Below are 22,808 nucleotides of genomic sequence, written 5' to 3' on the forward strand. Positions count from 1 at the left end.
CTCCCGCGCCAACATTCCCACAGTCCTACACCATTCACGCCCTCGATCGTCCCCCCAAAACCCTCCGCCAGATACAGAGCGATTACACAATTCTTCCTGGCTTCCTGGAATACCAATAAAAATCACTCTGAGACTGTACCAGCAGCAAAATACCCATGTACGTTGATCTATCGCTTATCCCTTAATCCAGCTCTTAAAAAGTGAGGTATGCAGCACATAGTCAGCCAAATCAACTTTCTATTATGAATTTATCAGGTAGTGAATAATTCACAACAGAAGTGCATTTCTCCGGCCTCTTCTTCCGTACGCATACTCCGATCCCAACTCCCCCGCAAGCCACTTCAGAGCTTTTTTCAGTACCAAAGAAAATGTGGATAACTTCCCGCACTGGTCATCATTATCCACACCCTCGCAGTAAAAGGTTACCTCGCTACGCGAGCTTTCGGGATTAATATCATCCTCCCCTCGCCCGCCCCTACATTAACGGTGAATTGGAGGACGCTGTAGGACGTTCATTTCCTTTCATGAATGGTTTTGGGGTATGTGGACACAATTCACCTTATCCCGGCCAGTGCATCACTACTGGACTTTCGGCGGCATCGGTGGCCGCCTGGCGGGATAAGGTGCGCAGAAAAAAACGGGGCCAGCACTATCGGCGGCTGGCTGCCGGAATTGTTTCTACCCACGCGCAGGCTTGCGCTGCGCTAACTGCTTATGGAGCTCTCAGCTCCGGGCCGTTTACGGTTCCTATGTGACGACCCGCACCACACTTTCACAATTACTTCTCAAACCGTGGTCTTGCCTCCCTTGAACGGTTTCCAGCAAGGTTCTGCCGGCACTTCACCACGTACTCCCCACGCGCCCAAAGGCGCGTTCGGAACGGTCGCGGGCCACGATGGAGTCACATCGTCTCGGCCCGCACTTCGTTTTTTGGCCATGACTCGGGAGTGAAGCTTCACTTTGCTCCTGGTTAGGAAGCAAGTGGCCACGGCCGAAACGTGGCAACCCTCGGGACACCGATCCACTAGCATGGCCGCCGCATGGACCGGGCAGGTCTTTTATCGTGGTCTCCTGTTCCACCAAGCTTGCGCGGGCTCAATCAGGCTGCAGATCCTATCCGTTTCAGAAAAAAAGGCAATAGGAAAGCAGGCCCTCGACATCCATTTTTTCAAAAATTGGAACCGAGCGCTTAATATGGAGTTTATTTGGACATAATAGAATTGAAATATATGAATCAATAGTCCGGCATTTACCAGAGCTATGAATCCCAGGAATTAAGTAGGTCTAAGGTATATAGGCTTTAATGCCCATTTTGTTCTAGAAGCCGAAATCGTGTTGTATGGGCTCATAAAAATTGATATAATAACCTCAACTTAATTTTGACAACAAAAGGCTAGGCCCACGATCGTACATTTTTAAAAAAATGCAAATCGGAGCTTATCGGAGCTTATTAGCTCATTATGATGTTATATTTTTTCCTTCAGCGACTGGTAAGGTCGCTTCCACCATTGAGCTGGTAACTCATTTGTTGGTGGATATGATGAGGATTGGTAGTCCTCTGGTCAAAATTAAGTCTGATCTGAAATTAACGCCTGGCTTGGTGAGCTAGGCTTTTTTATTTGCACATGTTCTTGGTAAGGGAACATATGCTGCAGGAAATATAAAAGCCCTGATTCTCCGATCGGAAGACGGGAGGAATCAGGGCATTATGTATCTCAAAATATAGACCAAATTATACTAGTTTTCCCTTAGATACACCTGTACTTTTCCTTGATTCAATCAAGGAATTTTGGTACAATAAAGATATATAACTAAAGGAATTAACTAAGATTAGTCATTGAGTTTATGGCCTGTTCCCGATCTCCCAATCGGATGAGCAGTTTAAGAAGTTGGTAGCTTCTTAAAACCGCCTGAACTTGATGGCTTTTCTTATATTCAGTTTAAGTTTGTCTATGACAAAATATTTCCTTGTTGCAGAATACTATATCATATTTGTTTTTTAAAGAAAAGAAAAATGGTAGAGACTGAATATCTATTTACGCCAAAAGCAGCCGAAACCTGCGTCAAATCGGCATTTTCTGATGCGCAATCCTACAATAGTTCCAATTTGGATTGTGCGAATTAGGGAATTCCTGTATAATAGAACTATGAACATCAAAGGGGCGATTTGATATGTCAAGAAACGTAATTCCTTTCCCAGCGAAGTCGAATAACCCTGAAGTGAAAGAGACCGGTTCTCTCGAGCGCGCAATGGCAGCCATGGAAAAACGTCTTGGCGTATCTGTTTCGGATTACCTTCATTTTACCGGTGATCCGGAGAAAACAAGTGACATTGTAGAGCGCAACATGGCATTGGAAACCTTGAGAGTACGGACCCGCTTAATCTACGGAGAATAACACCCGTTTTTACAGGGCCACAGCTCAATGAGTTGTGGCCCTTAATTTTTATACAGGAGCTGATACCGTACATGCCTGAATTTGAACGGGGCGATGTTTTTAGCGCCTATGTACCACCGCTCAAAGACTCTGTGGAATCCCCACGTCCCTCTTACATCCTGGAGGGCTATCACAAATTTGTGATGATGCACGACAGCAGCGATCGGGATCTGCCTGGGAAGTCCGTTGTAGCACTTCCGATAACATCCCTGGATAGTTTGAGGAACCGCGTCATTCCCTCTTACGTCGATTTGGACAAGGCTCGGCACCCCTTCCTGGATCATGACTCATACATAAGTACTCATCAACCCATTCCATTAAGCCGGCATTGGTTGGGCGAGGTTCCCGTCGGCAAGATTCATCCGGATAAAATGCTTGAAGTGGATCTGCAGATGATTCGAACTGTGGGATTAGAGCAGACCGTACACGCACTGATCTCTCACAAGCTTAAAGAGCAGCTGCAGGAATTTGAACGTGGAATGGACCAAGCAGCTGCCGGGCGGGAACGGCCAAGAGGGCCAGAACGGTAGAAGCCAAAAAAGCCGGCGCGATTATGCGCCGGCCCGTTTTGGAAAAATGGGGTTAATCTCCCCACTCAAGAAGCCTCCAGCCTTTCCACTGGTAGCTCTTATACTTTCTCTTCCCTAGCATAGAAGCTTTAATCTTCACGATTCCATCCCAAGCCTGCCTGACGGTACCATCAAGCATTTCTTTATGATCTCGCAACCATTTTTTGAGATTGCGGCATCGGAACACTTGTCCATCCGGGGATTGGATCACCCAATCTTTAGCACGCATGTGGGTTTCAAAACGCCCGGTGAGCGGACTGGAGGCAGCGGCTATATGTGCTTTCTGTAATGCTTCATAGTTGCTTTCCTTGCGTCGCCGGTTTTCCGCCGAACATTCAGGAGTGCAAGTGATCGTATCTGAGCTGGGAGGAGCCTGGAATGCAGCTCCGCATATAACACATGTTTTATAGTGAGAGCGAAAGATGCTATAACATGCGTGAGAGCAGCAATTTTTGTTTCGCCCCAAAGGTTTTACTCTGCAGATCGGACAAATGGACGGCTTCATTCCTCTTTAGTTCCTGCCTTTTTGGGGTTGGGTTGGTTTTTATCAAGCACCCATGTTTTACCGATTAAAGTAGCGCTAACCTTCCCCTCCCGGCAAAGGCGCTTTATATAGTCCTGTGCCAGCCCCCATTTTTCCGCAGCTTCCTCTGTACCCATGATATTATTCAGCACATGCTGCTGAGAATAGTACGAGACAAGGTAGTTGTTGCTCAAAGGGTTATTTGTGAAATCATCCAGGGAAATATCCGCAATGATCTCGGACATCATATCAAATAGGATCATTTCGTCTGCACCAAATTTGTGTGCATGCTTAATTAAATCATGGTGCAACCTCTCCAACGTGCGGGCCGGCTTGCTGCCCATATCGGTCAAGTGCATGCTTGCTATTCCAGGTTCTCCAACGTCTTTTACCCTTTCATGTAAAACATTTGCTACGGCCACAGCCCGGCCAAACTTCTCGTCACGATTCATATTTTCACACTCCACAGTAAATGTCCGATAACGGACCTTATAATAACAAATTAACATTTTTATTCTCGGGGTACAAGAATTTTTTTACAGAATGATAATTGACATATATAAGTCCATGTGATATTTTTTGATTGTAACTATCCGTGCGGTAGTTTGGATTGAAACGTAACGGTTTCAAATGTAAAGAAGAACGGGGCTTATGCCTCGTTCTTTTTCATTATTCTTCTAATATTCTCCTCGTGATCCGGATTTCTGAGACATGACCAAACCAGATTAGCATTATACTCTTCCATTGTTCGATGTTTTGTAATTCTTGGCCACTTCTCAGGCAGATCCTCCATTTCTTTCCACATCATATTTTCGTCGGGACCGATGATCCGACGAAAAAAGATAACATCCGCTGCGTGTGGGGTTATAAATGCCACTTGGAAAGTGCCACTGTGTACTAGGGTATAGATGGCAGCGGGATAAGAATGGAAATGCTTAATGTGTCGGATAACATATCCTGCAGCAACCTCTGAACCCTCTTCCCCGAAGTTAACAAGCGTCTCCAATATCCCATCTAAAAAAGTGATAATAATAATGCGGCCCGATGTTGGAGTGATCATTGTAATGACTCTCTGATCATAATCAATGTCCATTCTGACCGTTTCTTCGTTGATTGAACCCGGATGATATTCATCAGCTAAAGCTTCCTCATACCAGGCTTGTAAGCGACCAAATTGGCCAAGAATCAGCGCCTCCTCAACAATTTCTCTCGATGGCAACGATTCGAATACCGATGCCGCCGCTGGGTAAACCTCAGTGAACGGACCCTTTATTTCTCTGATTTTCATAAAATTCTCCTTCCTGCTGCCTGCCGTGCGGTCAGGGCTGACGCAATGCGGATATCCGCGACCATTGCCCGTAAGGGCTAGGTTTCGGCCCGCTCCGCTGCGGGCCATCTTCAGGCGGGCGGTTAAATGCTAATCGTATTTCCCATTCCGTCCTCCCAGCCGTTAACGTCAGCACCGGCGTTCAGATCGGCAATGATACGGTCCTGGGTATCAAAGTCCCAAGGTGTAATGGCATGAACAGCTTCGCCGTCTTGCACCACCATAAACTGATGTAGATCATGATCAAATGGAATTTCCACGACTTGATAACCTTCACGAGCCCATGCTTTCATTTTAAATCTATCCTCTCTATTTGGGTATTTAGCTTATAGCATTCCTAAAGCCAGCGGTGCAGATCGCTAGTTCCTTTCAAACAGCCAAACCGCACTTGCTCCAAGCTCACTCGCTTCATCGATCGGAATGTTCGGGTTCGATATGTAAATCTCCGTCCCCACATAATCCTTCCCCAGCACATCGTCACTGTCTTCCCCGTTGTTCCGGCGCTCCTGGTAATCCTCATATGAAATCCCGGTCCAAGCTTTGAAGTGAGACGCCGCCAGATCAACCGCCCCTTCCCCGGAAAATGTCAACACATCGGATATCACATCACCAAACATTTGAACTAAAACTACAATTTTGTTATCTTGTACCATGAACAACACCCCTTTTTATATTGACTTCCGGCCCGTTTTCACTGGTGACTGGGCCGAATAGATAAGGTTGGAAGCTCTGGCCTGCACTCGCTGGCCAGCTGCAGCCGGTCCCTGTTCTCCTGCCGCCTTCTGCCTGCCAGCCGTATGCCGGAAGCAGTACACAGCTCCTCCCAAAGACATCAACAAGAGCACCACACCGTAAACTTGAAACATCCACACATCGTTAAACATTGTTCTCTCACTCCCATAAGTGGTATGATGAGAGGGCGAAGATTCCGATAGTTTTCGCCCTCAAGCCGGTTACATTCCCCTATGTAATCGGCTCTTACTTTTCCCATGACTTCCGTAGTGCCATATACTCCACAATTTTTACATCAAGCTGCTGGGATATCTGCAGAACCTCCCGACTCAGTACCCCCATGCTTTCCCCCTTTTCGTTTAGTTGTTGGCGCAGCTGCTCAATTTCTTGCTCCAGTTCCTTGATCCGTATCTCCGGACCGATCTGGTTGACCATAACTCCACCCCTTTCCCTTGCGGAGCTGCAGGAGCCCTGCAGCTCTTTTGATTTTGGGTTTAAAGAAATTTTTTGGACGTTGCCTGCCGCATGGGCTGGGGTCCCCAAAGGGGAATTTTTTTCCCTTTTGACGCGAAGCTTGGGATCAGTCCCATAGACAGGCGGTCAAGGGACCAGCACACAAAAGTTTTCCTTCCGCTCTTTCTATTAAAATGGGAGGGAAAAGTTTTGTTGCCCCTTGACCGACTGGCTGCCCGTCTTGGCCCCCGGGGTGTGGAGGGGCGAAGCCGGAGGCTCGGCACGCCGGGGGCCTAGTCGGGCTGGGAGCTGATACCATGCGGAAGGCAAAAGGGAAAAAAATTCTTCAATCCAAAGAACCGGCGAGCCGGTTCTCTCCATTCCTTCCTGAAATACATCCAAGCGCTCCGTGCCAGGTGTGAAGCGACGCACAGGAACATAGAGCGCTTTAGCCGGCAAGATTTCAGCCGGCTTAGGCGCTCTTGTTATCGGGCGGAGTAACCTGGCAGCGGTGCGTACCGGCATTTAGGCGGCGTTTTTGGCCGCCTTATTGCCGGTAGCATGAGCCCACGTCCCTTAAAAACAAACAAAAAAAGGACCCTCCAATGATTGGAGAATCCCTGATCCTAAAAGATTGTACATAGATTACAACAAATTAGCACTGATACGCTGATGGCCGTAGATGGCCGCAGATGCTCGTAGATATTCGTAGATGTCCATTTTAATTCATGATATACTTTGATTGTAAGACAGTCTGTAAGACAATTTTTTTATGGTAATTCTTTTACCGTAATCGCATTAAAAAACCGCAGCAGTGCCACCTGCTACGGTTTGTGACGAGCGGCTGCAACCGCAACGTCGTGTTTTATTTTTTCATCTGTTTCTTTTTTGAACCTCTGCCCCTTTTAGCAGTGGTTTTTCTTTTTTCCCGAACTAATTCAAATAATAGCGGAAATACAAAGTTCGCCGCGGTAGTATCAGCAAAATCGAACAGCTTGTCTACCAGCCATCGGTGTTCACTTGCTAATTGAATCAGGTCCCACATAGTAACCACCTCCTTCCATATTGAATTGTACCACGAGTGAGATACGCTCTCCAGATGAAAAAAACGTACATTATAGCACTCAAACGAAGGATTCCGCAAAGGAAAGTGTTTGGCAACGATCAAATTCAAAAAATTTTCGATCATCGACGATGGAGATTTTGGGCAGTTTTCTGGCGACTTGAACAATAACAAACCATTAAAAAGAGCTCCCTGCGATGAAGGAGCTCCTGAACAAATACCTTACTAAATTACTTGAGAAATGAAACCACCATACAGATATAAGTTTTTTCCAGTTTATCGTTACGAGCAAACTCCCACGGTATAAACAACAAGCCGTCAAACTTAAAAATGTTGTAATCCGGAAGTGAACTCCCTCCAATAAACAGGTTATGTTTGGCAAGCGTAGGCATAATTCCTTGTACTTTTGGTGTAATATTGCTCCAATCTGGCCCTAAAGCTCCCATGACTAAATCATAACCTGGAGTTTTTATCCCTGTTGTTTTATCAACCGTGAGCTCCACCATATCCGATGAATGTATAAATACGCCATGGGGATCGAGCAACGAATGGATATGAGATAACAAGCCTTTTATAACTCGATGGCTTAATTTACTCAGTGGCGCAAGAATATTAGGACCAGGAACTCTTCCTTTGATGAGGAGCATGTTCGTGAAATATGGATACAACAATTGAGTAATGAAATTGCTGCTGAAAATAAAATCAAATTTCTCATCCTTGAGTTGACTAAAATCATGTGTGGGCTTTAAGCGTTCAACATACTCAATCAGCTTCTTTTGAGATTTTTCAAAGATGGCTGGCGTTAACTTTCCTGCAAGCCCACTTAAATCGATCACTACTTTCCTAAATTTCTCGGGCTGTGTGGCTTTGCTTATAAACCGATCCAGCGCCTCTTCATCGATATCAACCAGGACAATTTCTTGAAAATGTTCTTCGAAGAAGCTGATGTCGATATCATTCCCGTTGCCGGCACCCAGGATGAGAGCCTTATTCGTTACTACGTTATTACGCGAAAGAACTACCGAAAAATAATCCCGATACATGTTTTTAAATTTAACCCACCCAGGCTGTGATCCATTCTCTATGGTGTCCTCATTCATAATCCTTTGCATCTCTTTGAGCATGTGGAGCTCCCCCATTCTTCTAAACCAAAAGTAATTAACAAATTTATTGTCGGATCAAAAGCTGGAAAAATTTATACTTCTCATTATTTTCTCGCCGCCATAGCAATGGGGGAAGGCCCGCGCCGGTAAACGGGCCTTCCTTGCGGATATAATCCCTAACTGGCCATCTTGCTGGTTTGGAACACTTCTTCCTGCCTCTCATCATTCGGAGCGAACCATTCCTCCCACATCTCATATAAATCCATAGCCGCTTGATCCCATCCCGTTTCCCAGCGGAGCTTCCCGTCCGTTTGCAACAGAATGTTCACCAGCACTTTGTAATTGGTCTCGTCCCTATATCTCGCCTCATACGCCCAACCAGCCGTCCCGGATCCGGAGCGGACGCGCCGTTCATCAAACTGATACCCACTCAATGCTTCAAAAGCTTGGCAAAACTGCTGAAATTGATCGTATGTAATTTTCATCTTCGAATCGCTCCCATGGTTTTGAATTTTCCTCACGCGTTGAACGCATCACGAAGCGCCGTCAATGCAAGACTGGGCAATTGAATCAAGGGATTCGGCCGGGCGGTTTAGTCCGGCCGCGGCCCGGCTTCCTGGAATGACATCGCCCACCCCCGCAGGGGGCATGGTCTTGCATTGCTCGAGGCGCGGAGTGATAAGGTAGGCGCGTGAGGCTCAGAACCATGGTTTAAATTCAAGAGGAGCTGCAGCGCAGCTCCTTTCCTTTTTCTTCATTCATCTTCGATTACGCCGTTAGCACGATGATGTAGCGACAGCGGAGTCATGGTGCTTCCTTTCGCCTGGCGGCATGATGCGAGCGGAGCAACGCGGAGCGAACATGATGCCGCCAGGCCATCCCCGAAGCTGCCTCCAATGTAGTCGGTCTTCTTCTGACTTACGGCAACCGCTGCTTCCGGTAGCTGAGCAGAAAAAAGGACGACGGCGCCGTCCTAAAATAACCTGTATCTGTTCCACGTGAAACCATAATTTACCAATTAACCTAACTTAATAGTATTCCCTGTTCAATGCAAAATATTCTTCAGCTCGTCCCCCGGCCATTACAAAGGATCCCCTACAGCTCCCATCCTAATAGTCTATGTAAGGCCATAGGTTCGAAAACATTCCGGTTACGCTGAAATAGCTCTACGATGGCCGCTGCTTCACCAGCCGACAAAGTCTTATATTCGTCAAATGTCTCTTCACCAGTTTCCCACACCCGGTTAACGAACACAGCCGGTCCGTAAACATTTATCTGTGCTGAGCGATAAACGAGAGTAAAATTAATCTCCTTGCCCGTAAGAGCTGACGAATCCCCTACAGCAAGATATAAATCCTGTCCAATCCTGGCATGATCCCTGCGGGGCTCCCCGAACACTTCCTCCCCATACTGACCATGCAAAGATGGTATGTCCTTTACCACTGGATCTTTCCCTGGCAAGATTTCTACGACTTTAATCAATGTTGGCCACGCCCTTTCATATGCTTGTTTTAACAATACAAAAATATCATAGCCTTGTGACAACTGTATGTCTCGAACATAAGTTCTCCACCTATTTATTGAAAATAAGTGACCACAATAGCTTCAAGAATTGCATCGCGCCTGTTCATTTTGCTTCCTTCCAGGCGAGATGTCTAACGGCAACCTTCTGGCGGAAGCCGGAAGGTGTCCTTTTTTCCAATACAAGCCTGGCGTGAGCCGGGTTACCTTTTCCGGCCGCGCCGCGGCTATATGAATGACCGTCATGACTTTAAAACCAAACCAAAAGAAAAAGATTCCTGAAGGTTTTTCGAGAGGCAAAGCATGGAAAGAACCGGCTTCACCGGTTCTCACAGATCATACTTCGGCGAATTTCCGCCTTTTGCCTTCCGCATGGTAACTGAAACCAGGGCGACTAGGCTTCCGGCCGGCCGAGCCTCCGGCTGCGCCCCTCCACCGCCCGGAAGCCAAGACGCCCAGCCCAGAGGTCAAGGGGCACGAAAATTCCTGTCGATGCAAATCCAGGAAGCCTTTGAATTTTCGCGGCTGAGACCCTTGACCTCCGTGCTATGGTTCAGTTTCCAAGCTTCGCGTCAAAAGGCGAAAATTCGCCCTTCCGGGACCGCATTCCATGCGGCAGGCAAAAGGATGCGATGCATTGTCCAGACACATTCCCTAAGAGTGAAAGGAGAAAAAAACATGTTAAAAACCTTGAAAGATCAGCTGCAGGTGGAGATCGATGCGCTGGAGAAAGAAATCGCGATGGAAATGGATACGCTGATTGAAATTTCGGAGGAACGTCCGGATCTTCCTTTGACGGATCTCATCGCCCGGCAGCAATCGGAATTTGTGAGATTGTTCCTGGATCACCATCTGAAGAAGAAAATGCTCCGGTTGATGGAAGAAAATAACCAATCTGAACCATCAGAACATGCGCCGGCGATCCACCTGGTAGAGCAGAGCAGTTAATGCCTTCTAATTACACGAATCCCCAGATGGCCAAGATGCGACAAGCATATAATGATATGGGGAGCAGTCAAAAAAGCCACCGGTGCAATTGGCGATTACGCCAGGCATCGGTGGCTTCATGTTTGGGGATGAAAATAACTGATCAAAAAAGTATTACATAAAGTATTCAGTTTCATGAATAAATCCAGAAATTATGCTATAATAGTCATCAGAGAAACAATAAGTGGGTAAAATAAAAATAGCCGCGATGCGCTAACATCGCAGCTATTTCAGACAAAGGCCGGTGGGCAACCACGGCGAGAATTTCAAAGACTATCCCTCGAAAAACCACCGGATCCAGGCGGCCAACCTATTCCCGGTGGTTTTTCTTGTCTCGCGCTGCTTTCCATGCACTGCACAAGGTAATTACACCCACGGCAATACTCACCAGCTTATCGCTGATCTCAAGGAAATTCTGCACTACATCAAGAAGTGACACGGCGTCGTCACCCCCTCTCGGGTTGGCTTCGCCGCGTCTCCCCCACCGGTTACTCTGTCTCTATCATTATACCATTTTTTGGGCTGGGTTTCGATCTAAATCTTTCAATTTTCTAGTGAGTCCCCGCCCCTGGCCGGCATTTTATAAGTCATCCATCGCCTTGGCCAGCTTGTCCATGCGTTCCTTGTCCCCCGCTGCAGCTGCCTTTTGATAGGCAGCCTGCAGCCGCGCCAGCTCCTCTTCATACTGCCGCTGCCATGCTTCCTCGCGCAGCTGATCCCAATCTTTCTCAACGATGAAATACACGGCGATACAACTCCTTTCTTGCAGGCTTATGGATAACCTCCACTTTCTTCGTGCTGAGGCGATAGATTAACTTATAGTCCTTATCATTCCATGTGAAAAACCAGTGATAGGTGGTCTCCGTTTCTTTATCGATCCCGAAACCTACCCCTTCCAGGTCAGCTGCAGGGATCAGCTCTTCTACTTTCTTGTTTAAAGCCCGCCGGGCAGCGGCAATTTGTCTTTTGGTCATCTTAGAGTCCTCCCCATTTTTGATTTCAATCCAGAGGGAACCGGCAAGCCGGTTCCCTCTGCCTTTGCCTACAATTGAATCTGCAAGGATCTATTCATGAAAGAAAAAGCCGGCTGGAGCCGGGCCCTTTCCTACCATCCCGGACCCGCAGTGCGCCTGATTCAAGACAATTCAGAACTTCTAAATCCCAATGGGGCAGCGGCGCTCTGCCCAAGGACTATTAGGATTTTCGTGGCAGCGTAGGGTTTCGGCACCGGATGCAAGAGCTCTAGCCTTCAGGCGGACAGATGGACTTCATCTTCAGCAAGTAACGGACTCAGAGCGTCCAAGAAAGCGGAATCCGTGTTTTTCCTTCAGAGACTCTAATTCTTCTACTGCCGGCACGAGCGCTGCCTGGTGACTGATCCCGGAGAGCTGCCGCAGGTTCTCCACCTGCTCACCAAGTTCCAAGCATCGAAAACCATCCCGGAACAGCTCCATCGCTCCCCTCTCTTCCGGAGCGACCGCTCTCATCATCCTCATGTTGTACAGCTTCCGGAATTTCGTAGCTGCTTGTCTCCCCTCTCCAAGTTGCCTTATCACATACTCAAACTCCTTCAGGTGAGCATTTGGCACCTTCAGTTGGTTATTCAGCACGGCCAGCTCATTGGATACAAAATCCTCAACTGAAGCCGGATCCTCGACATAAGGGGCCTTGGCATAATGAGAAAGCCGTTTCTTCATTTCCCGCTTCCCCCGATCCAAGTACACATAAATGTGGCCAACACCCGTCACACGAAAGGTCGATGCACCGTTATGTACACGGTCGTCATAATAAAATCGATCCGGTAGACGTTCATGCAAAGCAGACGGCGGCGGTAGAATCCCTCCAGCTTCCAGGTACTGCTCGATGATGGGAATTAGCTTGTACAGCGTAAAACTGTCCAACCCATAGGGTAACAGGAGTTCATCCAACGGCTTCAATGCCTTGATACGGTAATCATCCAGCGAATCGGTAAAACCAAAATAGCGATGCGCCAGCTCTACTCTGTAATCTGCCGTGCGGATCTCCTTGGATGCATCCAAAAGATTGGCCGCAAGCTTCCGGAATTGGACGTCCACCTCCAAAAGATGGAGGAAATCCTCGGTTTGCTTATGCTGCTCTTCAGCAGTATTCCTTGCCTTCCAGCTCTCCAGAGCGTCATCAATGCGCCGATTGAACTCGGCCAGATGACCGGTCCGGGCAATGATGGTCATCGGCTCCTGGAAGCTGCTAGCATTGAGCACACATTGCGCCTCGGCAGCACGCCGGATCTCTTCAGGGGTCAAGTATCTCTCATATGGGAGCGTCCGGTCCCTTCGATAACCAACCATAACCATCTCCCCACGCTCGATCCGCTGTTTCGCCGTCTCATATAATTCATCCAAAACCGCTTCTGCCTGTTCCTTGTCCTGAGAGGCGTAGAAGGCATCCTCCTCTTCATATGCCCGGCGCAGCCGGTTGAAATGATCCCAAAGCTCACTTACCGTACCAGGCTCCGGAGTATACCCTAATATTGCCTTAATTCTTCTTTTCAGCTGTGTGGAAGTGTCCCCTACGAAGAGATACACTGTGGCCATATCATTATGCGGGTTCGCTCGGGGAAACCGCTCTAAATTGACTTTGAAGTATATTGTCAGGCTAAATTGTACCCGCCCCTGCAGCGTATAAATGTATCTGCCCAGATGACTGGCCGACCATGTACCTTTACGATCCTTAACCGTCACCATTTCCATTTGCTTTATTTCTTCTTGGTATGCATGCTGTCTAAAATTCATATTCCAGTGCCCTCCATCCCCGGCGCCAGCCGGTCCGAATTAATTTTGATCCGACATAGAGTAAGAGCCAGCGACAGGGCCGAGCACCCGGCCTTGCCGCAAGATAAGGCTTAAAACTCGATCCATTGGTTGCATCGAACAGACAGCATCTCGACGGTAAAAACGTGAAACGGCCGGGAGCTCCATTTCTCTGTGCAGTCGTACTTAATTCGGAACGTGTGCCTCTCACCAGTCTGCAGGTTGATTCCCGTAAAGAGATGTTCAAGAGGATAACCTGCTGACTGCGGACGCACTGGCGTTACATCCTTCATCAGGTTGTACAGGTAGTCCTGAAGTTTTTTCTTCAGCTCCTCCAGGTTGTGCTTCGATTTATAGGTGTAGATCATTCGAATCCCTCCATTGTTTGAATAGAATCTGCGGCCGGTGTGCTTGCCGCTTGGCACAAGATAATCGGGCCGGGCATGCTTCCTGGAATACTTCGTGCGTAGTTCAACTGGAGGCTCCGCCAAGCGGCGTCAGCCGCTGCCGGAGTAGTTGAACTTGACCGTCAAGGAGGAACGCGCCAGCGGCAAATCCTTGACGGTCTCAAGCACCCCGATAAGCTGAGCCGCGGCGGCAAGTGCCCAAATAGGCCGCCCTTCTGGCGGTAGCCGGAAGGCTTCCTCTTCCCCAATTCAAGGCTGGCTTCAGCCGGGCCACCATACCCTTCTTCGATTCTTCTCCCACGAAGCACGATGGTGGAGCGCGAGCGGAATCATGGTGCTTCTCTTCCTGCGTGGCCGCTTGATGGGAGCGCAGCAGCGTAGCGCGGAGCGGACATGATGCGGCCATGCCTTCCCCGATTCTGCCCGCTCTCAGGCTCCGTGCGGGGTGTGTAGCGCGGCACAGGAACCTAGAGCGCCTTGGCCGGGAGCGCTCGCCCGGCTTAGGCGCTCTGGTTATCGGGCCAAGTAACCCCGCAGCGGTGCGTACCGGCACTTGGGCGGGCTCTCTTCCCGCCGTAGAGCCGGTAGCATCAGCCCGATCGCTCTCCTGGTTTTCCGCCCATGCTTCCCCGATCAGTCCGGCCGGCCGCAGCAGATCCGTCCTCCTGCAGCCGAACCATCCAGTCCATCAGCCAGCCCCATTGCCCGGGTTTGGTTGAAACTTAGCTCAGGTTGCTATCTGGCCATAAAAAAACGCCCTGATGGATCTCTCCACCAGAACGCTTTTAACTGTACATCCCCCAGGAACGGGCTCTTAAACGATCATTATTATTGAATACCTGCCCATACCCAGATCACCGCAGCTCTCTGCAGCACAGCGATCCGGAGAATGCACAAAAAAAGGGCGACTTTGCCGTCCTCGAATATATTTGTCGTACGAGCTTGTGATATATGTACCTCCGACCACTGTAGCCTTTAATTTCTATTCAACCACTGTTTTCGATCCACATAATACTTGTTCGTGACCGTGTAGGCCAAACCCATTGGAGACATATGAGTACCTTTTGCCACATCCAAAAAAACAGGACTATTACAATGTTTACAGCCTGTTATTTTCACAAATCTGTCGCGGCGGAAATAATACTCTGCCCCGCATTTGCATTCCACGTGGTGCAATGTGTCGCCTTCTATTTGTAATTCATCCGGAAAATCATTCCGCACACCATTTACGAATTTCTGGGAAGTTAACGGAAGGGGTATTTGATCACTCTTGATTAAATGGGAGTCTGCAGAGTATTTAGTGGTTTCACTTTTATTAGGCTTTGTCTTATCTTCTTTGGTTGCTTTTTCTGTTTGTCTAGTTTTTTCATTCTTAGCCCTTGATGCAGGAATAGCCTCTGGTTTGATTGCTCTTTTGTCTGTCCATACCCCTACCGAAGCATATGCCTCTGCAGCATGATTTGTTTCCGGAAAAGGCTTTGTAAAGAATTCCGTATAGCCATCCCCAACATGCCAATGAGGAATTCTGTTCGGGTTTAAACCGACCCTGCCATCTTCACTCGTGAAGGCAATGTTGCCCTTCCAGCACCTTTTCCAGAGCTCCAAATCCTTTTCAGACAAGTAAACCGGCTGTTTCACCCCTCCGTCCATATAAATAAACAGTAGTTTTAAATCAGACATGTATACACTCCTACCCAAATAAAAATTCAACTGGATCAACAAAAAATTGATATGCTGTGTAGATTAAGAAAATTTGAGCACCGAACAATATAACCAAAATAAATATCCACCAGGCACCCTACTCATCTTTTACAAACATCCGGCTTGGCCTATAGTGATCTGATTATTATAGTAACTCTCCTGCGGCCATGTCTCAAATATACTTTGGCTACCTGGCCATCTTCCCAATCATCTTCAGCAGCTGCTGTTGCTCCTTTACGAGAATATCTGATGAAACAAATTTTTACTAGATTTTTTTAAAATGGGGTCTGTCGCACATTACATTTGGGGAAGATAGAAGTAGATGATACTGGTAAAAGGAGGCGGGCAAATGACCAAAAATGAAGCTATAGCGTATGCGGCGCCGGCCATGGAGCGGTGCAATAATATATCCTCTCTAACAGCGGTGGAAATCCTGGATGAGATGTGGAATCTTATTGATAGATTAACTGAACATGATGTGAAGCGGCCAAGCCCATCTTGGTTCAATTTGAACTCAATGCAAAAATGTTGGAGCGCAACGGATTTCACAGACGGGTATCCAGCTGAACATGGAAGGCAGTCGGCGGATGATCGGTGTAAAGCAGCCACCAGGATATCCGCGACTCCAGATCTTGCAGCTGCGGGGGCTACAAATATCTTGCCATAGAGATGCTGGTAGCCATCCGTCAACGCGTCTCTCGGGATGGCAGCCGTAAAGCTGCAGGATCGATCACGGTTTCGAATCTCAGCGCACTTGCCTGGCGATGTGTAACCGACTCCTGGCGGACCCAGGTCTTTAGCATGCTGATGAGCTCCAACGCAGTGCATCGAGCGTCGAACAGACCCGGATCCATGCTGCGGAGCTGGCACGGCCGCAGCTGTCGCTCTGTGTTGGCCATGGGCTGCAGGGCTTGCATCTGTCGTCACCGGGACAGGTCATGCCGATACGAATCACCGAATGGCTGACGCTGAGCTGCAGGCGCCGATCTGCAGACATATAAGTTCCTTCGCGAACTCCGGAAGCGTGCGCTGCGACGGACTGCATGCAATCGGCGGGATGGCTGGGCCAACTGTTGAGGAATTTTCCACGCCACAGCAATCTCCCGGCAGTGACCAAAGTGCCTTGATCGAGGCAGCGATGTCTCGTTGAGGTTCGCGGGTAGCTGGATGTGCTGGCCAACGAGCTCCTCCAACAATTCCCTGGCCCACCGGACGGTTGAGCCACCGTATGGGAGAAATGGATCTTCCGCTCATAACGCTATATCCTGGCCGCCGCCCAATATGCGGACGGGGAGCGAGCTGGCGGTGATGATCCGCAATTTCAGTAGCGGAGTACACTTCCGGACTAAAAATACGAGCAGGTGCGATCGTTCGGAGTTGGAACTGTCAGGAGTTATAGGCAGCCTGGCCAAGATTACCAAACGGCCATTCTTGCTGGTCATCCTCCAGGTGATCTGTACCCTTAACCCTAAGATCCCCGTAGAAGCTAGAGATAAAAAAGAATCGGCAGAGATGGTCGCTGAAAAAATAAAACGCTCCTGGGAAATTGAACTTCCCCAAGAGCATGTATAACGCTAATTATTTTTTCTTCTGAGATGCTTAGATGCTGCTGCTACAACAATCATAAATGCCACTATGGCAAAATAATGATATGAATCAGAACTACCAGCATTGTTAAAAGCTTTGACAATCGCATACAATGCCACAAATCCAATGAGACCGACAGCAAACTGAGCACTTCTTCGTGTTGGTTGCTTTGAACGCTTAAATATGAACAGCATAGCAACAAATCCTAAAAGAGCATAAAACATCAAAAAAGCAGTGACAATAAAAATTGGGCTCATAATCACACTCCCCTTCTTTTACATTATATACAATATTATAGTAAAAGTAAGGTGTTTAGTTCAATTTTTAGTTGGAATTAACCGTGTAATAAGGGGCTGGTAACCAATGCAAATTGAGTGTGGTACCACGTGAACCGTTATAGTTATCCAAGCTTGAAGCGACTAAATCTGTACCTAATGAAATCAACGCGGCTGCAGCACTGGCAGCAAAAGGTACAGGGTTAGGGAAAAGAGCACCTATTCCAGCAGCAAGACCTGAGGCAGTCAAATATCCTTTAGACTGTTGTTTTAACAAATAAGACAGTTGTTTGGTTTCGCTTTGAGACATCGTTATTGCTACTCCCCACCAATACGTGTTCGAGTAAGCATTAGGTCTGATTACGTTTTGTCCGGACGGAACGATCGTTTGGTTCTCAACGTCTAATTCGATTAGGCCACTTTTGAGAGCTTCGTTGATGATCTCAACACCACTAGCAATATAATCATAAGCTTCTTTAGAGACAACATCCTTGCCAGCTTCGTCTATGTAGAGTAGGCCATCCACACCTGGTTTAATATATTCTTCCAGGCCTTGGGCAGCTTCGAGATTCTTTTGCAGTGTTGCCGTATCGAGATGTTGTAAGGTTACAATATTAGATTGGCTTTGTTCTTGAAAAGAGTCATTTACATTTGAACTTGCAAAAATTGCACTCGGCGCGACAACAGACCCCAACAAACTAAAAGATAAAGCAGTAGCAACCAGTCTATTCTTTTTCACAGATAACTCCTCCGATTCAAGAATTTTTTTGAAGACTAGTGAAACCTGAATATTCCCTTTGTTGTCCCTGTTACATGTGTCAATAGTGCAAACTCCTTTTAAACAAGTATTTATAGCTCCTTGTTAGAACAAGTCGCTTTTGGAAAGTTCCTTTTGAACCCCTCCCTTCATCCAACTTCTACTAAATTATGGTTGAATTTATTTTAAAACTCAATATTTTCAAATGACTTCTATACTTATTTACTATAAAAATAGAACTTTTTTCCTAATTTAGATCAATTCATATCGAAGGAACCTCTTCTTATTCTTCAAAAGTCTGGCTTCGGTAAACGCGCTACCATCGCTTTTGTTATTGTGTGAGGTGGTATAATAAAGAAAATGAAAAAAATGGAGGGATTATATGATCGTTCGCCCGCTCGATAATCTTGGACGCATTGTACTCCCTAAAGAGCTGCGAGGCATGCTTGGCATCGAAGACAGTGATCTTGTTGAATTTTTCGTCACCGAAGATGGATTGATGATAAAAAAATATTATGCCGGGGCATGCCGTTTTTGCGGTATTGTGAATCAACTTGCCTATTTTAAGGGCTGTATCATTTGCTCTGATTGCATCCAGCTACTAAAAGCTTCAGAGGTTGTATCCAAACCGGATGTACCACCTGGTGAATTACCTGCCAAGTTTAAAAGAAGGGGTTTGGAAGTCACCCTGCAGGAACTATCCGCACTCCTGGAACAATACCCCGAGAAGAGCCAGTACGAAATTGCAGCCATGATGGGTTTATCACCAAGCCGTATCTCTCAACTCAAAAAACAACTAAATATTAAACAATTGATGTCTTAAAATTGTTTCACTTACTCTTTCAATTGTCTGCTAAAATAAAAGGGCGAGGGAACCTGGCAAAAGTTTCTCGCCCAAAGTCGATTGTTCAAGCAATCGGCTTTTTTACTTTCTCTTTCTCCATTCGATTGTACTGATTGATCAGCTCGTCCAGTTGTATGGATTGCTTAACCACTCTCGGATGACTCAGTTCTCCATACTCCTCCACCAACAGATGTAATCTTTGCCTTTCCCGCTCAATGCGGACCCGAAGTGTTACTTTGGAGTTGCTTATCATTGGCTTCAACCCTCCTTGTGTGGTATTTTAGGTTTTTATGTCAAATAATTGCATAAAGCAGAAATAGTAAATCCCCAGTAACTGGAACCCCAATAGCATCAGCCCGATCGCTCTCATGCCCTTACTTCCCTGATTGTACCTGATGAGCTACAGCTGAACCCTCCTGCAGCTCATTCACCAATTACCCTGGCCTTCCATGCTGAACAGGTGGTTGAAACCAAGCCCAGGTTGCGACCCTTCCCGAAAAAATCTACTCTTCCGATATAAGATCCGAAAAAGCAAAAAAGACTTCCCGCAAGGAAAGTCTTTTTTAAAACTCTATAATTCGGAAAAATCAGCCCCATCCATGACCCATTGTAGTTATAACCGTCGCAACAACTCCAACAACAAAACTACTCGTAACCAAGGATAACCAAATGCTTATTTTTCTCATTGATTCGATTCACCTCACCTGACAGCAATTTGAAATCCTTCTTTTCTTCCTCGCTCGCCCATTCCCGGTACATTTCAAATCGTGTCAAACCGTTAAGAATGTTCTTGATACTGTTGATTCTAATAGCTAATCGCAAACCTTTGAGTATGAAACTTATTGCATTACCATGGCCCCTTTTGAAACGATATACACCTAAATCGCTAAAAAGTTGGGCGAGTTTTTCCTTCACTACAGCACTGTTATATTGGCTGTATATTTCCTCCATCTCGTTAGAAGGAATATATGCCGAAAAGCGCTCCAAAATGTGATCAATGTCAAAATCAAAGAGGTTAGCCGCTTTGACCATATAGCCCAATGCATACATGATTTCTTCTGGCCGGGAAGCAACAAAATCGGCGTATTCCTCTAACGCGTCAGCTTGTCCGGACAAAACTCGATACAAATATCTATTGGCGGTTGCCCATTCAGCAAATTGGTGAATGTACCCCCGCGCCTCTTCGTCATCCTCACGTATCCACGATTCTCCGTCTGCATACTTCGAAACATAACTTAAAGCCCCGTCAAAATCCTGGAATTCTTCACAGACAACGGACCGAGCGAGCCAACCATACAAAATATAGTAATAGAACGGCCGTTTGGGCTTGCGCTCAGTTGATGGATGTTCATACTGGATCGTAGCGACCCGCAGCAGCTCCACTGCAAGTTCATCTACTTTTTTCCACTTATAAGCGGTTCCCATAATAAGCATCAGCTGTTGCAATGCATCGAGCTGATCCGCTTCATCTAAACGGCTCACATACGGCTCAAAGAAAATAGCTGACCTTAAATTCTCTTCGATATCATTCCCCAGCGAAAGCTCAAACAGCCGGTAACGACAAATGGTCAACCGTTCCGAATGCTGGAATCTTTCCGCTTCACTCACCTGAGCATAAATAATCTGCGCAGCCTGTCCATGATCAGAAGCGTATAAGGTTTCTGCCACATCAAACAAATCTGAAGTGTACGACAGATCATCCAATAATCGATGCACGATCCGTTCAATCAAATCAAGGCGGTTCAGCTCTGCACACCGAAAAATAAAAGGACGAATCCGCCGCATGCTCGTGGAAAAAGCAAAGCATTCTTCAACATAGGATTCATAAAAAAAATCTCCAGGTAAATTCATAGCTGATGTAATTGACTCTAGTTGCCGGATCGAAATAGGCTTATTGCCTTGTAGAATCCGACTCAACGAACCGGCATTCACATCAGACATACGTGAAAATTGAGTGAAAGTTAGATTATGTTTACGTATGTATGTACTGAGTGTTTCACGAATTGTATTGTCTGACAACCAGACTCACCCCCTAACATACAAACAAAAAAACCAAATTTTAGCACCATTTTATAATTAACAGTATACGCCCAATTAAACAGCGGTCAATAACGTATAAACGTCAAAACCTGACAAACAAACCCAAAAGATCAGAATTTAGGGCAGATGCACCGAGATGGTGGTACGGGATGACAACCGCATCATTGCCCCATAGGCTTAGGCGCTCTCGTTATCGCCCTGAGTAGCCCCCAGCGGTGCGTACCGGCTCTTAGACGGGCACTCTTGCCGCCTTAGAGCCGGTAGCATCAGCCCCCTAAAAGCCCCTTAAAACAAAAAAGGACGCTCTCTCAACGAGAACGCCCTATATTCATACCAATCTTCTGTTTACCCAAATGGGTTGAGCCCTCAAGCCTGTTACAACAGGCTGCACTGAAAAAAGGCTTGGTCATTTTCGGATCTGGTGGTTATGTATATCAATCGATGTTGGCACGGACGCCACCAGTTTATGAACTGATAAAAGTAGGAAGGATCATTTGTAGTAAAGCAAAAGAGCACTATGAATAATTTTATTTTTGATATCAACATTCTCAGTAACGTAAGCAATAGAATATTGTATATCTACCTGAAATCCCTCTTCTTGAGCTGCATATATATATTCAGACAACATAGCACTGAATTTATCAGGATCGTTTGATGTGGGTGCGTCGAATTTTAGATATTTCTTAGAGTTCAATTTAATTTATCCTCCTAATTCACCATTATCATAGTATTTTTTCGAGACACGGTAGTAATCCCTCGAAACGGTTGTCATTTAATAACCCCATCATATTCAATAAAATGTATTACCTGACTGGCTGTTTGAAAAGATTCTTCCTCCAAGCGAATCAAACGATCAAATAGGCAAACCTTATATTCGTCAGCAAATCTACTAATCTCGTATCTTATGCTTTCCCCAACTGCAACGCCCCCAATGGTGACGTCTTCACCCTCTGTCATTTGCTCTATTGTTTTTTTCTGTACATCGGTGAGTAACATGGGAGTACACCACCCTATTCATTTTATATAACGAAGCCTATCTCATCATGGCCGCCATGGAGTACAAAAGTGATTTATCCATGTATTGCTTATGGGTCCAGTCGGAACGACCAATTCGACCTGCTATAAGAGTGACCCCATGACCATGATTAAACACCACATGAATCCACTCGGACTTTTCATTCGATGTTACGTCATCTTTACTTATCCGAAATACTCCGATCGCTAAGAAACCACCAACTGTTGCATCTTCTTTCTGATGTTCGTCTATAAATTCCTGCACTTCATTTACTAGTTTTTCATTTCCACGGGAAATTTCGAGCAGCAGATTCGCATCAATCTCGAAATCACTATATGAAGACAAAATGCTCCGTTTCCCCATTTCCTTTCGCTTTGCAACCCCTTGAATAGCACTATGTTCCTGATATTTCGGCTTTCTAATTTGCAACGTCTCGGATTCCTTCATTCCCCCACACGCTCCTGTTCATTGAATTTTCTCACTAATTTTTCATAGGCTTGATTCGTCCCTTCAGCATTACCATACGACCACGCCGCTTCCAAGGTTTGAGCTATATACGTATACTCATGATCGTGCAGCCTATCCTCACCGAAAACTTCCTTAAAATTATCCATACTTTGCTTTATAAATTCTTCCATTCTCATACTTGTACACTCCTCTTCTATAGATTAAATGTGCA

34 protein-coding genes are annotated in these 22,808 nt (G+C 46.5%); 8 read left to right on the forward strand and 26 right to left on the reverse strand.

Features of this window, described 5'->3' with window-relative positions:
* Positions 1-524: 524 nt before the first annotated feature.
* From ACE5KN_RS28530 to ACE5KN_RS28540, 3 genes are all read left to right on the forward strand, one after another.
* Positions 525-755 (forward strand): hypothetical protein, encoded by a 231-nt coding sequence (locus ACE5KN_RS28530; RefSeq protein WP_375533272.1) that lies wholly within the window; start codon positions 525-527, stop codon positions 753-755.
* A 1,417-nt stretch (positions 756-2,172) separates the two neighbouring features.
* On the forward strand, positions 2,173-2,397 hold the full coding sequence (locus ACE5KN_RS28535) for a hypothetical protein (protein ID WP_375533273.1): 225 nt from the start codon (positions 2,173-2,175) through the stop codon (positions 2,395-2,397).
* Positions 2,398-2,468: 71 nt separating this feature from the next.
* Positions 2,469-2,966 (forward strand): hypothetical protein, encoded by a 498-nt coding sequence (locus tag ACE5KN_RS28540; RefSeq protein ID WP_375533274.1) that lies wholly within the window; start codon positions 2,469-2,471, stop codon positions 2,964-2,966.
* A 540-nt stretch (positions 2,967-3,506) separates the two neighbouring features.
* Here ACE5KN_RS28540 and ACE5KN_RS28545 read toward each other — a convergent pair.
* The 11 genes from ACE5KN_RS28545 to ACE5KN_RS28595 form a co-directional block, all read right to left on the reverse strand.
* Entirely contained in the window at positions 3,507-4,037 is a 531-nt protein-coding gene (locus ACE5KN_RS28545) for a type I-C CRISPR-associated protein Cas8c/Csd1 (protein ID WP_375533275.1), read from the reverse strand.
* Between the two features lie 140 nt (positions 4,038-4,177).
* A complete protein-coding gene (locus ACE5KN_RS28550; RefSeq protein WP_375533276.1) occupies positions 4,178-4,816 on the reverse strand; it encodes a hypothetical protein in 639 nt (212 codons plus the stop codon).
* A 122-nt stretch (positions 4,817-4,938) separates the two neighbouring features.
* Positions 4,939-5,148, reverse strand: a complete 210-nt coding sequence (locus ACE5KN_RS28555; protein WP_375533277.1) for a hypothetical protein — start codon at positions 5,146-5,148, stop codon at positions 4,939-4,941.
* A 66-nt stretch (positions 5,149-5,214) separates the two neighbouring features.
* Positions 5,215-5,508 carry a hypothetical protein gene (locus tag ACE5KN_RS28560; protein ID WP_375533278.1) on the reverse strand — a complete coding sequence of 98 codons (294 nt, stop codon included), beginning with the start codon at positions 5,506-5,508 and terminating at the stop codon, positions 5,215-5,217.
* 15 nt (positions 5,509-5,523) lie between these two features.
* Complete coding sequence (locus ACE5KN_RS28565; protein WP_375533279.1) at positions 5,524-5,739, reverse strand: hypothetical protein; 216 nt, start codon at positions 5,737-5,739, stop codon at positions 5,524-5,526.
* A 94-nt stretch (positions 5,740-5,833) separates the two neighbouring features.
* The gene (locus ACE5KN_RS28570; RefSeq protein WP_375533280.1) at positions 5,834-6,022 is read right to left on the reverse strand and encodes a Spo0E family sporulation regulatory protein-aspartic acid phosphatase; all 189 of its coding nucleotides are present in this window, start codon (positions 6,020-6,022) and stop codon (positions 5,834-5,836) included.
* An 883-nt stretch (positions 6,023-6,905) separates the two neighbouring features.
* Entirely contained in the window at positions 6,906-7,085 is a 180-nt protein-coding gene (locus tag ACE5KN_RS28575; protein WP_375533281.1) for a hypothetical protein, read from the reverse strand.
* A gap of 248 nt (positions 7,086-7,333) precedes the next feature.
* On the reverse strand, positions 7,334-8,203 hold the full coding sequence (locus tag ACE5KN_RS28580) for a hypothetical protein (RefSeq protein WP_375533282.1): 870 nt from the start codon (positions 8,201-8,203) through the stop codon (positions 7,334-7,336).
* Positions 8,204-8,382: 179 nt separating this feature from the next.
* Complete coding sequence (locus ACE5KN_RS28585; RefSeq protein ID WP_375533283.1) at positions 8,383-8,691, reverse strand: hypothetical protein; 309 nt, start codon at positions 8,689-8,691, stop codon at positions 8,383-8,385.
* A gap of 610 nt (positions 8,692-9,301) precedes the next feature.
* The gene (locus tag ACE5KN_RS28590; RefSeq protein WP_375533284.1) at positions 9,302-9,751 is read right to left on the reverse strand and encodes a hypothetical protein; all 450 of its coding nucleotides are present in this window, start codon (positions 9,749-9,751) and stop codon (positions 9,302-9,304) included.
* A 60-nt stretch (positions 9,752-9,811) separates the two neighbouring features.
* Positions 9,812-10,060 carry a hypothetical protein gene (locus ACE5KN_RS28595; protein ID WP_375533285.1) on the reverse strand — a complete coding sequence of 83 codons (249 nt, stop codon included), beginning with the start codon at positions 10,058-10,060 and terminating at the stop codon, positions 9,812-9,814.
* A 345-nt stretch (positions 10,061-10,405) separates the two neighbouring features.
* Between ACE5KN_RS28595 and ACE5KN_RS28600 the strand changes: the two genes are divergently transcribed.
* Positions 10,406-10,675 carry a hypothetical protein gene (locus tag ACE5KN_RS28600; RefSeq protein WP_375533286.1) on the forward strand — a complete coding sequence of 90 codons (270 nt, stop codon included), beginning with the start codon at positions 10,406-10,408 and terminating at the stop codon, positions 10,673-10,675.
* A 619-nt stretch (positions 10,676-11,294) separates the two neighbouring features.
* On the opposite strand, the gene ACE5KN_RS28605 is transcribed toward ACE5KN_RS28600, so the two are convergent.
* The 6 genes from ACE5KN_RS28605 to ACE5KN_RS28630 all read right to left on the reverse strand — a co-directional run bounded on the left by ACE5KN_RS28605 (position 11,295) and on the right by ACE5KN_RS28630 (position 15,590).
* A complete protein-coding gene (locus tag ACE5KN_RS28605; protein ID WP_375533287.1) occupies positions 11,295-11,459 on the reverse strand; it encodes a hypothetical protein in 165 nt (54 codons plus the stop codon).
* Complete coding sequence (locus ACE5KN_RS28610; RefSeq protein WP_375533288.1) at positions 11,443-11,688, reverse strand: hypothetical protein; 246 nt, start codon at positions 11,686-11,688, stop codon at positions 11,443-11,445. Before ACE5KN_RS28610 ends, ACE5KN_RS28605 begins: the two co-directional genes overlap by 17 nt.
* A gap of 300 nt (positions 11,689-11,988) precedes the next feature.
* A complete protein-coding gene (locus tag ACE5KN_RS28615) occupies positions 11,989-13,485 on the reverse strand; it encodes a hypothetical protein (protein ID WP_375533289.1) in 1,497 nt (498 codons plus the stop codon).
* Between the two features lie 110 nt (positions 13,486-13,595).
* Positions 13,596-13,871, reverse strand: coding sequence for a hypothetical protein (locus tag ACE5KN_RS28620; RefSeq protein ID WP_375533290.1), 276 nt, complete (start codon positions 13,869-13,871; stop codon positions 13,596-13,598).
* Between the two features lie 199 nt (positions 13,872-14,070).
* Positions 14,071-14,316, reverse strand: coding sequence for a hypothetical protein (locus ACE5KN_RS28625; protein ID WP_375533291.1), 246 nt, complete (start codon positions 14,314-14,316; stop codon positions 14,071-14,073).
* A 569-nt stretch (positions 14,317-14,885) separates the two neighbouring features.
* Complete coding sequence (locus ACE5KN_RS28630) at positions 14,886-15,590, reverse strand: hypothetical protein (protein ID WP_375533292.1); 705 nt, start codon at positions 15,588-15,590, stop codon at positions 14,886-14,888.
* 370 nt (positions 15,591-15,960) lie between these two features.
* Here ACE5KN_RS28630 and ACE5KN_RS28635 point away from each other — a divergent pair, with 370 nt between their 5' ends.
* Positions 15,961-16,278 (forward strand): hypothetical protein, encoded by a 318-nt coding sequence (locus tag ACE5KN_RS28635; protein ID WP_375533293.1) that lies wholly within the window; start codon positions 15,961-15,963, stop codon positions 16,276-16,278.
* A gap of 19 nt (positions 16,279-16,297) precedes the next feature.
* Here the strand turns inward: ACE5KN_RS28635 and ACE5KN_RS28640 are convergent, their stop codons facing one another.
* Positions 16,298-16,510: a hypothetical protein gene (locus ACE5KN_RS28640; RefSeq protein WP_375533294.1), complete on the reverse strand. Its 213-nt coding sequence runs from the start codon at positions 16,508-16,510 to the stop codon at positions 16,298-16,300.
* Between the two features lie 59 nt (positions 16,511-16,569).
* On the opposite strand from ACE5KN_RS28640, the gene ACE5KN_RS28645 reads away from it, so the two are divergent.
* Complete coding sequence (locus ACE5KN_RS28645) at positions 16,570-16,761, forward strand: hypothetical protein (protein WP_375533295.1); 192 nt, start codon at positions 16,570-16,572, stop codon at positions 16,759-16,761.
* Between the two features lie 155 nt (positions 16,762-16,916).
* Positions 16,917-17,183, forward strand: coding sequence for a hypothetical protein (locus ACE5KN_RS28650; RefSeq protein ID WP_375533296.1), 267 nt, complete (start codon positions 16,917-16,919; stop codon positions 17,181-17,183).
* Positions 17,184-17,185: 2 nt separating this feature from the next.
* Here ACE5KN_RS28650 and ACE5KN_RS28655 read toward each other — a convergent pair whose 3' ends face one another.
* Both ACE5KN_RS28655 and ACE5KN_RS28660 read right to left on the reverse strand, forming a co-directional pair.
* Positions 17,186-17,455: a hypothetical protein gene (locus tag ACE5KN_RS28655; RefSeq protein WP_375533297.1), complete on the reverse strand. Its 270-nt coding sequence runs from the start codon at positions 17,453-17,455 to the stop codon at positions 17,186-17,188.
* 67 nt (positions 17,456-17,522) lie between these two features.
* Entirely contained in the window at positions 17,523-18,212 is a 690-nt protein-coding gene (locus ACE5KN_RS28660; protein ID WP_375533298.1) for a hypothetical protein, read from the reverse strand.
* 400 nt (positions 18,213-18,612) lie between these two features.
* On the opposite strand from ACE5KN_RS28660, the gene ACE5KN_RS28665 reads away from it, so the two are divergent.
* Positions 18,613-19,053, forward strand: coding sequence for an AbrB/MazE/SpoVT family DNA-binding domain-containing protein (locus ACE5KN_RS28665; protein ID WP_375533299.1), 441 nt, complete (start codon positions 18,613-18,615; stop codon positions 19,051-19,053).
* 85 nt (positions 19,054-19,138) lie between these two features.
* Here ACE5KN_RS28665 and ACE5KN_RS28670 read toward each other — a convergent pair whose 3' ends face one another.
* The 6 genes from ACE5KN_RS28670 to ACE5KN_RS28695 all read right to left on the reverse strand — a co-directional run bounded on the left by ACE5KN_RS28670 (position 19,139) and on the right by ACE5KN_RS28695 (position 22,773).
* Positions 19,139-19,327 (reverse strand): Spo0E family sporulation regulatory protein-aspartic acid phosphatase, encoded by a 189-nt coding sequence (locus ACE5KN_RS28670; RefSeq protein ID WP_375533300.1) that lies wholly within the window; start codon positions 19,325-19,327, stop codon positions 19,139-19,141.
* 392 nt (positions 19,328-19,719) lie between these two features.
* On the reverse strand, positions 19,720-21,093 hold the full coding sequence (locus ACE5KN_RS28675) for a helix-turn-helix domain-containing protein (RefSeq protein ID WP_375533301.1): 1,374 nt from the start codon (positions 21,091-21,093) through the stop codon (positions 19,720-19,722).
* Positions 21,094-21,604: 511 nt separating this feature from the next.
* Positions 21,605-21,808, reverse strand: coding sequence for a hypothetical protein (locus ACE5KN_RS28680; protein ID WP_375533302.1), 204 nt, complete (start codon positions 21,806-21,808; stop codon positions 21,605-21,607).
* Between the two features lie 74 nt (positions 21,809-21,882).
* On the reverse strand, positions 21,883-22,110 hold the full coding sequence (locus ACE5KN_RS28685; protein WP_375533303.1) for a hypothetical protein: 228 nt from the start codon (positions 22,108-22,110) through the stop codon (positions 21,883-21,885).
* A gap of 37 nt (positions 22,111-22,147) precedes the next feature.
* The gene (locus ACE5KN_RS28690) at positions 22,148-22,576 is read right to left on the reverse strand and encodes a hypothetical protein (protein WP_375533304.1); all 429 of its coding nucleotides are present in this window, start codon (positions 22,574-22,576) and stop codon (positions 22,148-22,150) included.
* Positions 22,573-22,773: a hypothetical protein gene (locus tag ACE5KN_RS28695; protein WP_375533305.1), complete on the reverse strand. Its 201-nt coding sequence runs from the start codon at positions 22,771-22,773 to the stop codon at positions 22,573-22,575. The genes ACE5KN_RS28690 and ACE5KN_RS28695 overlap by 4 nt, the downstream gene beginning before the upstream one ends.
* Positions 22,774-22,808 lie beyond the last annotated feature (35 nt).

It is taken from the genome of Paenibacillus terreus (assembly GCF_042138595.1).
Lineage (GTDB): Bacteria > Bacillota > Bacilli > Paenibacillales > Paenibacillaceae > Paenibacillus > Paenibacillus terreus.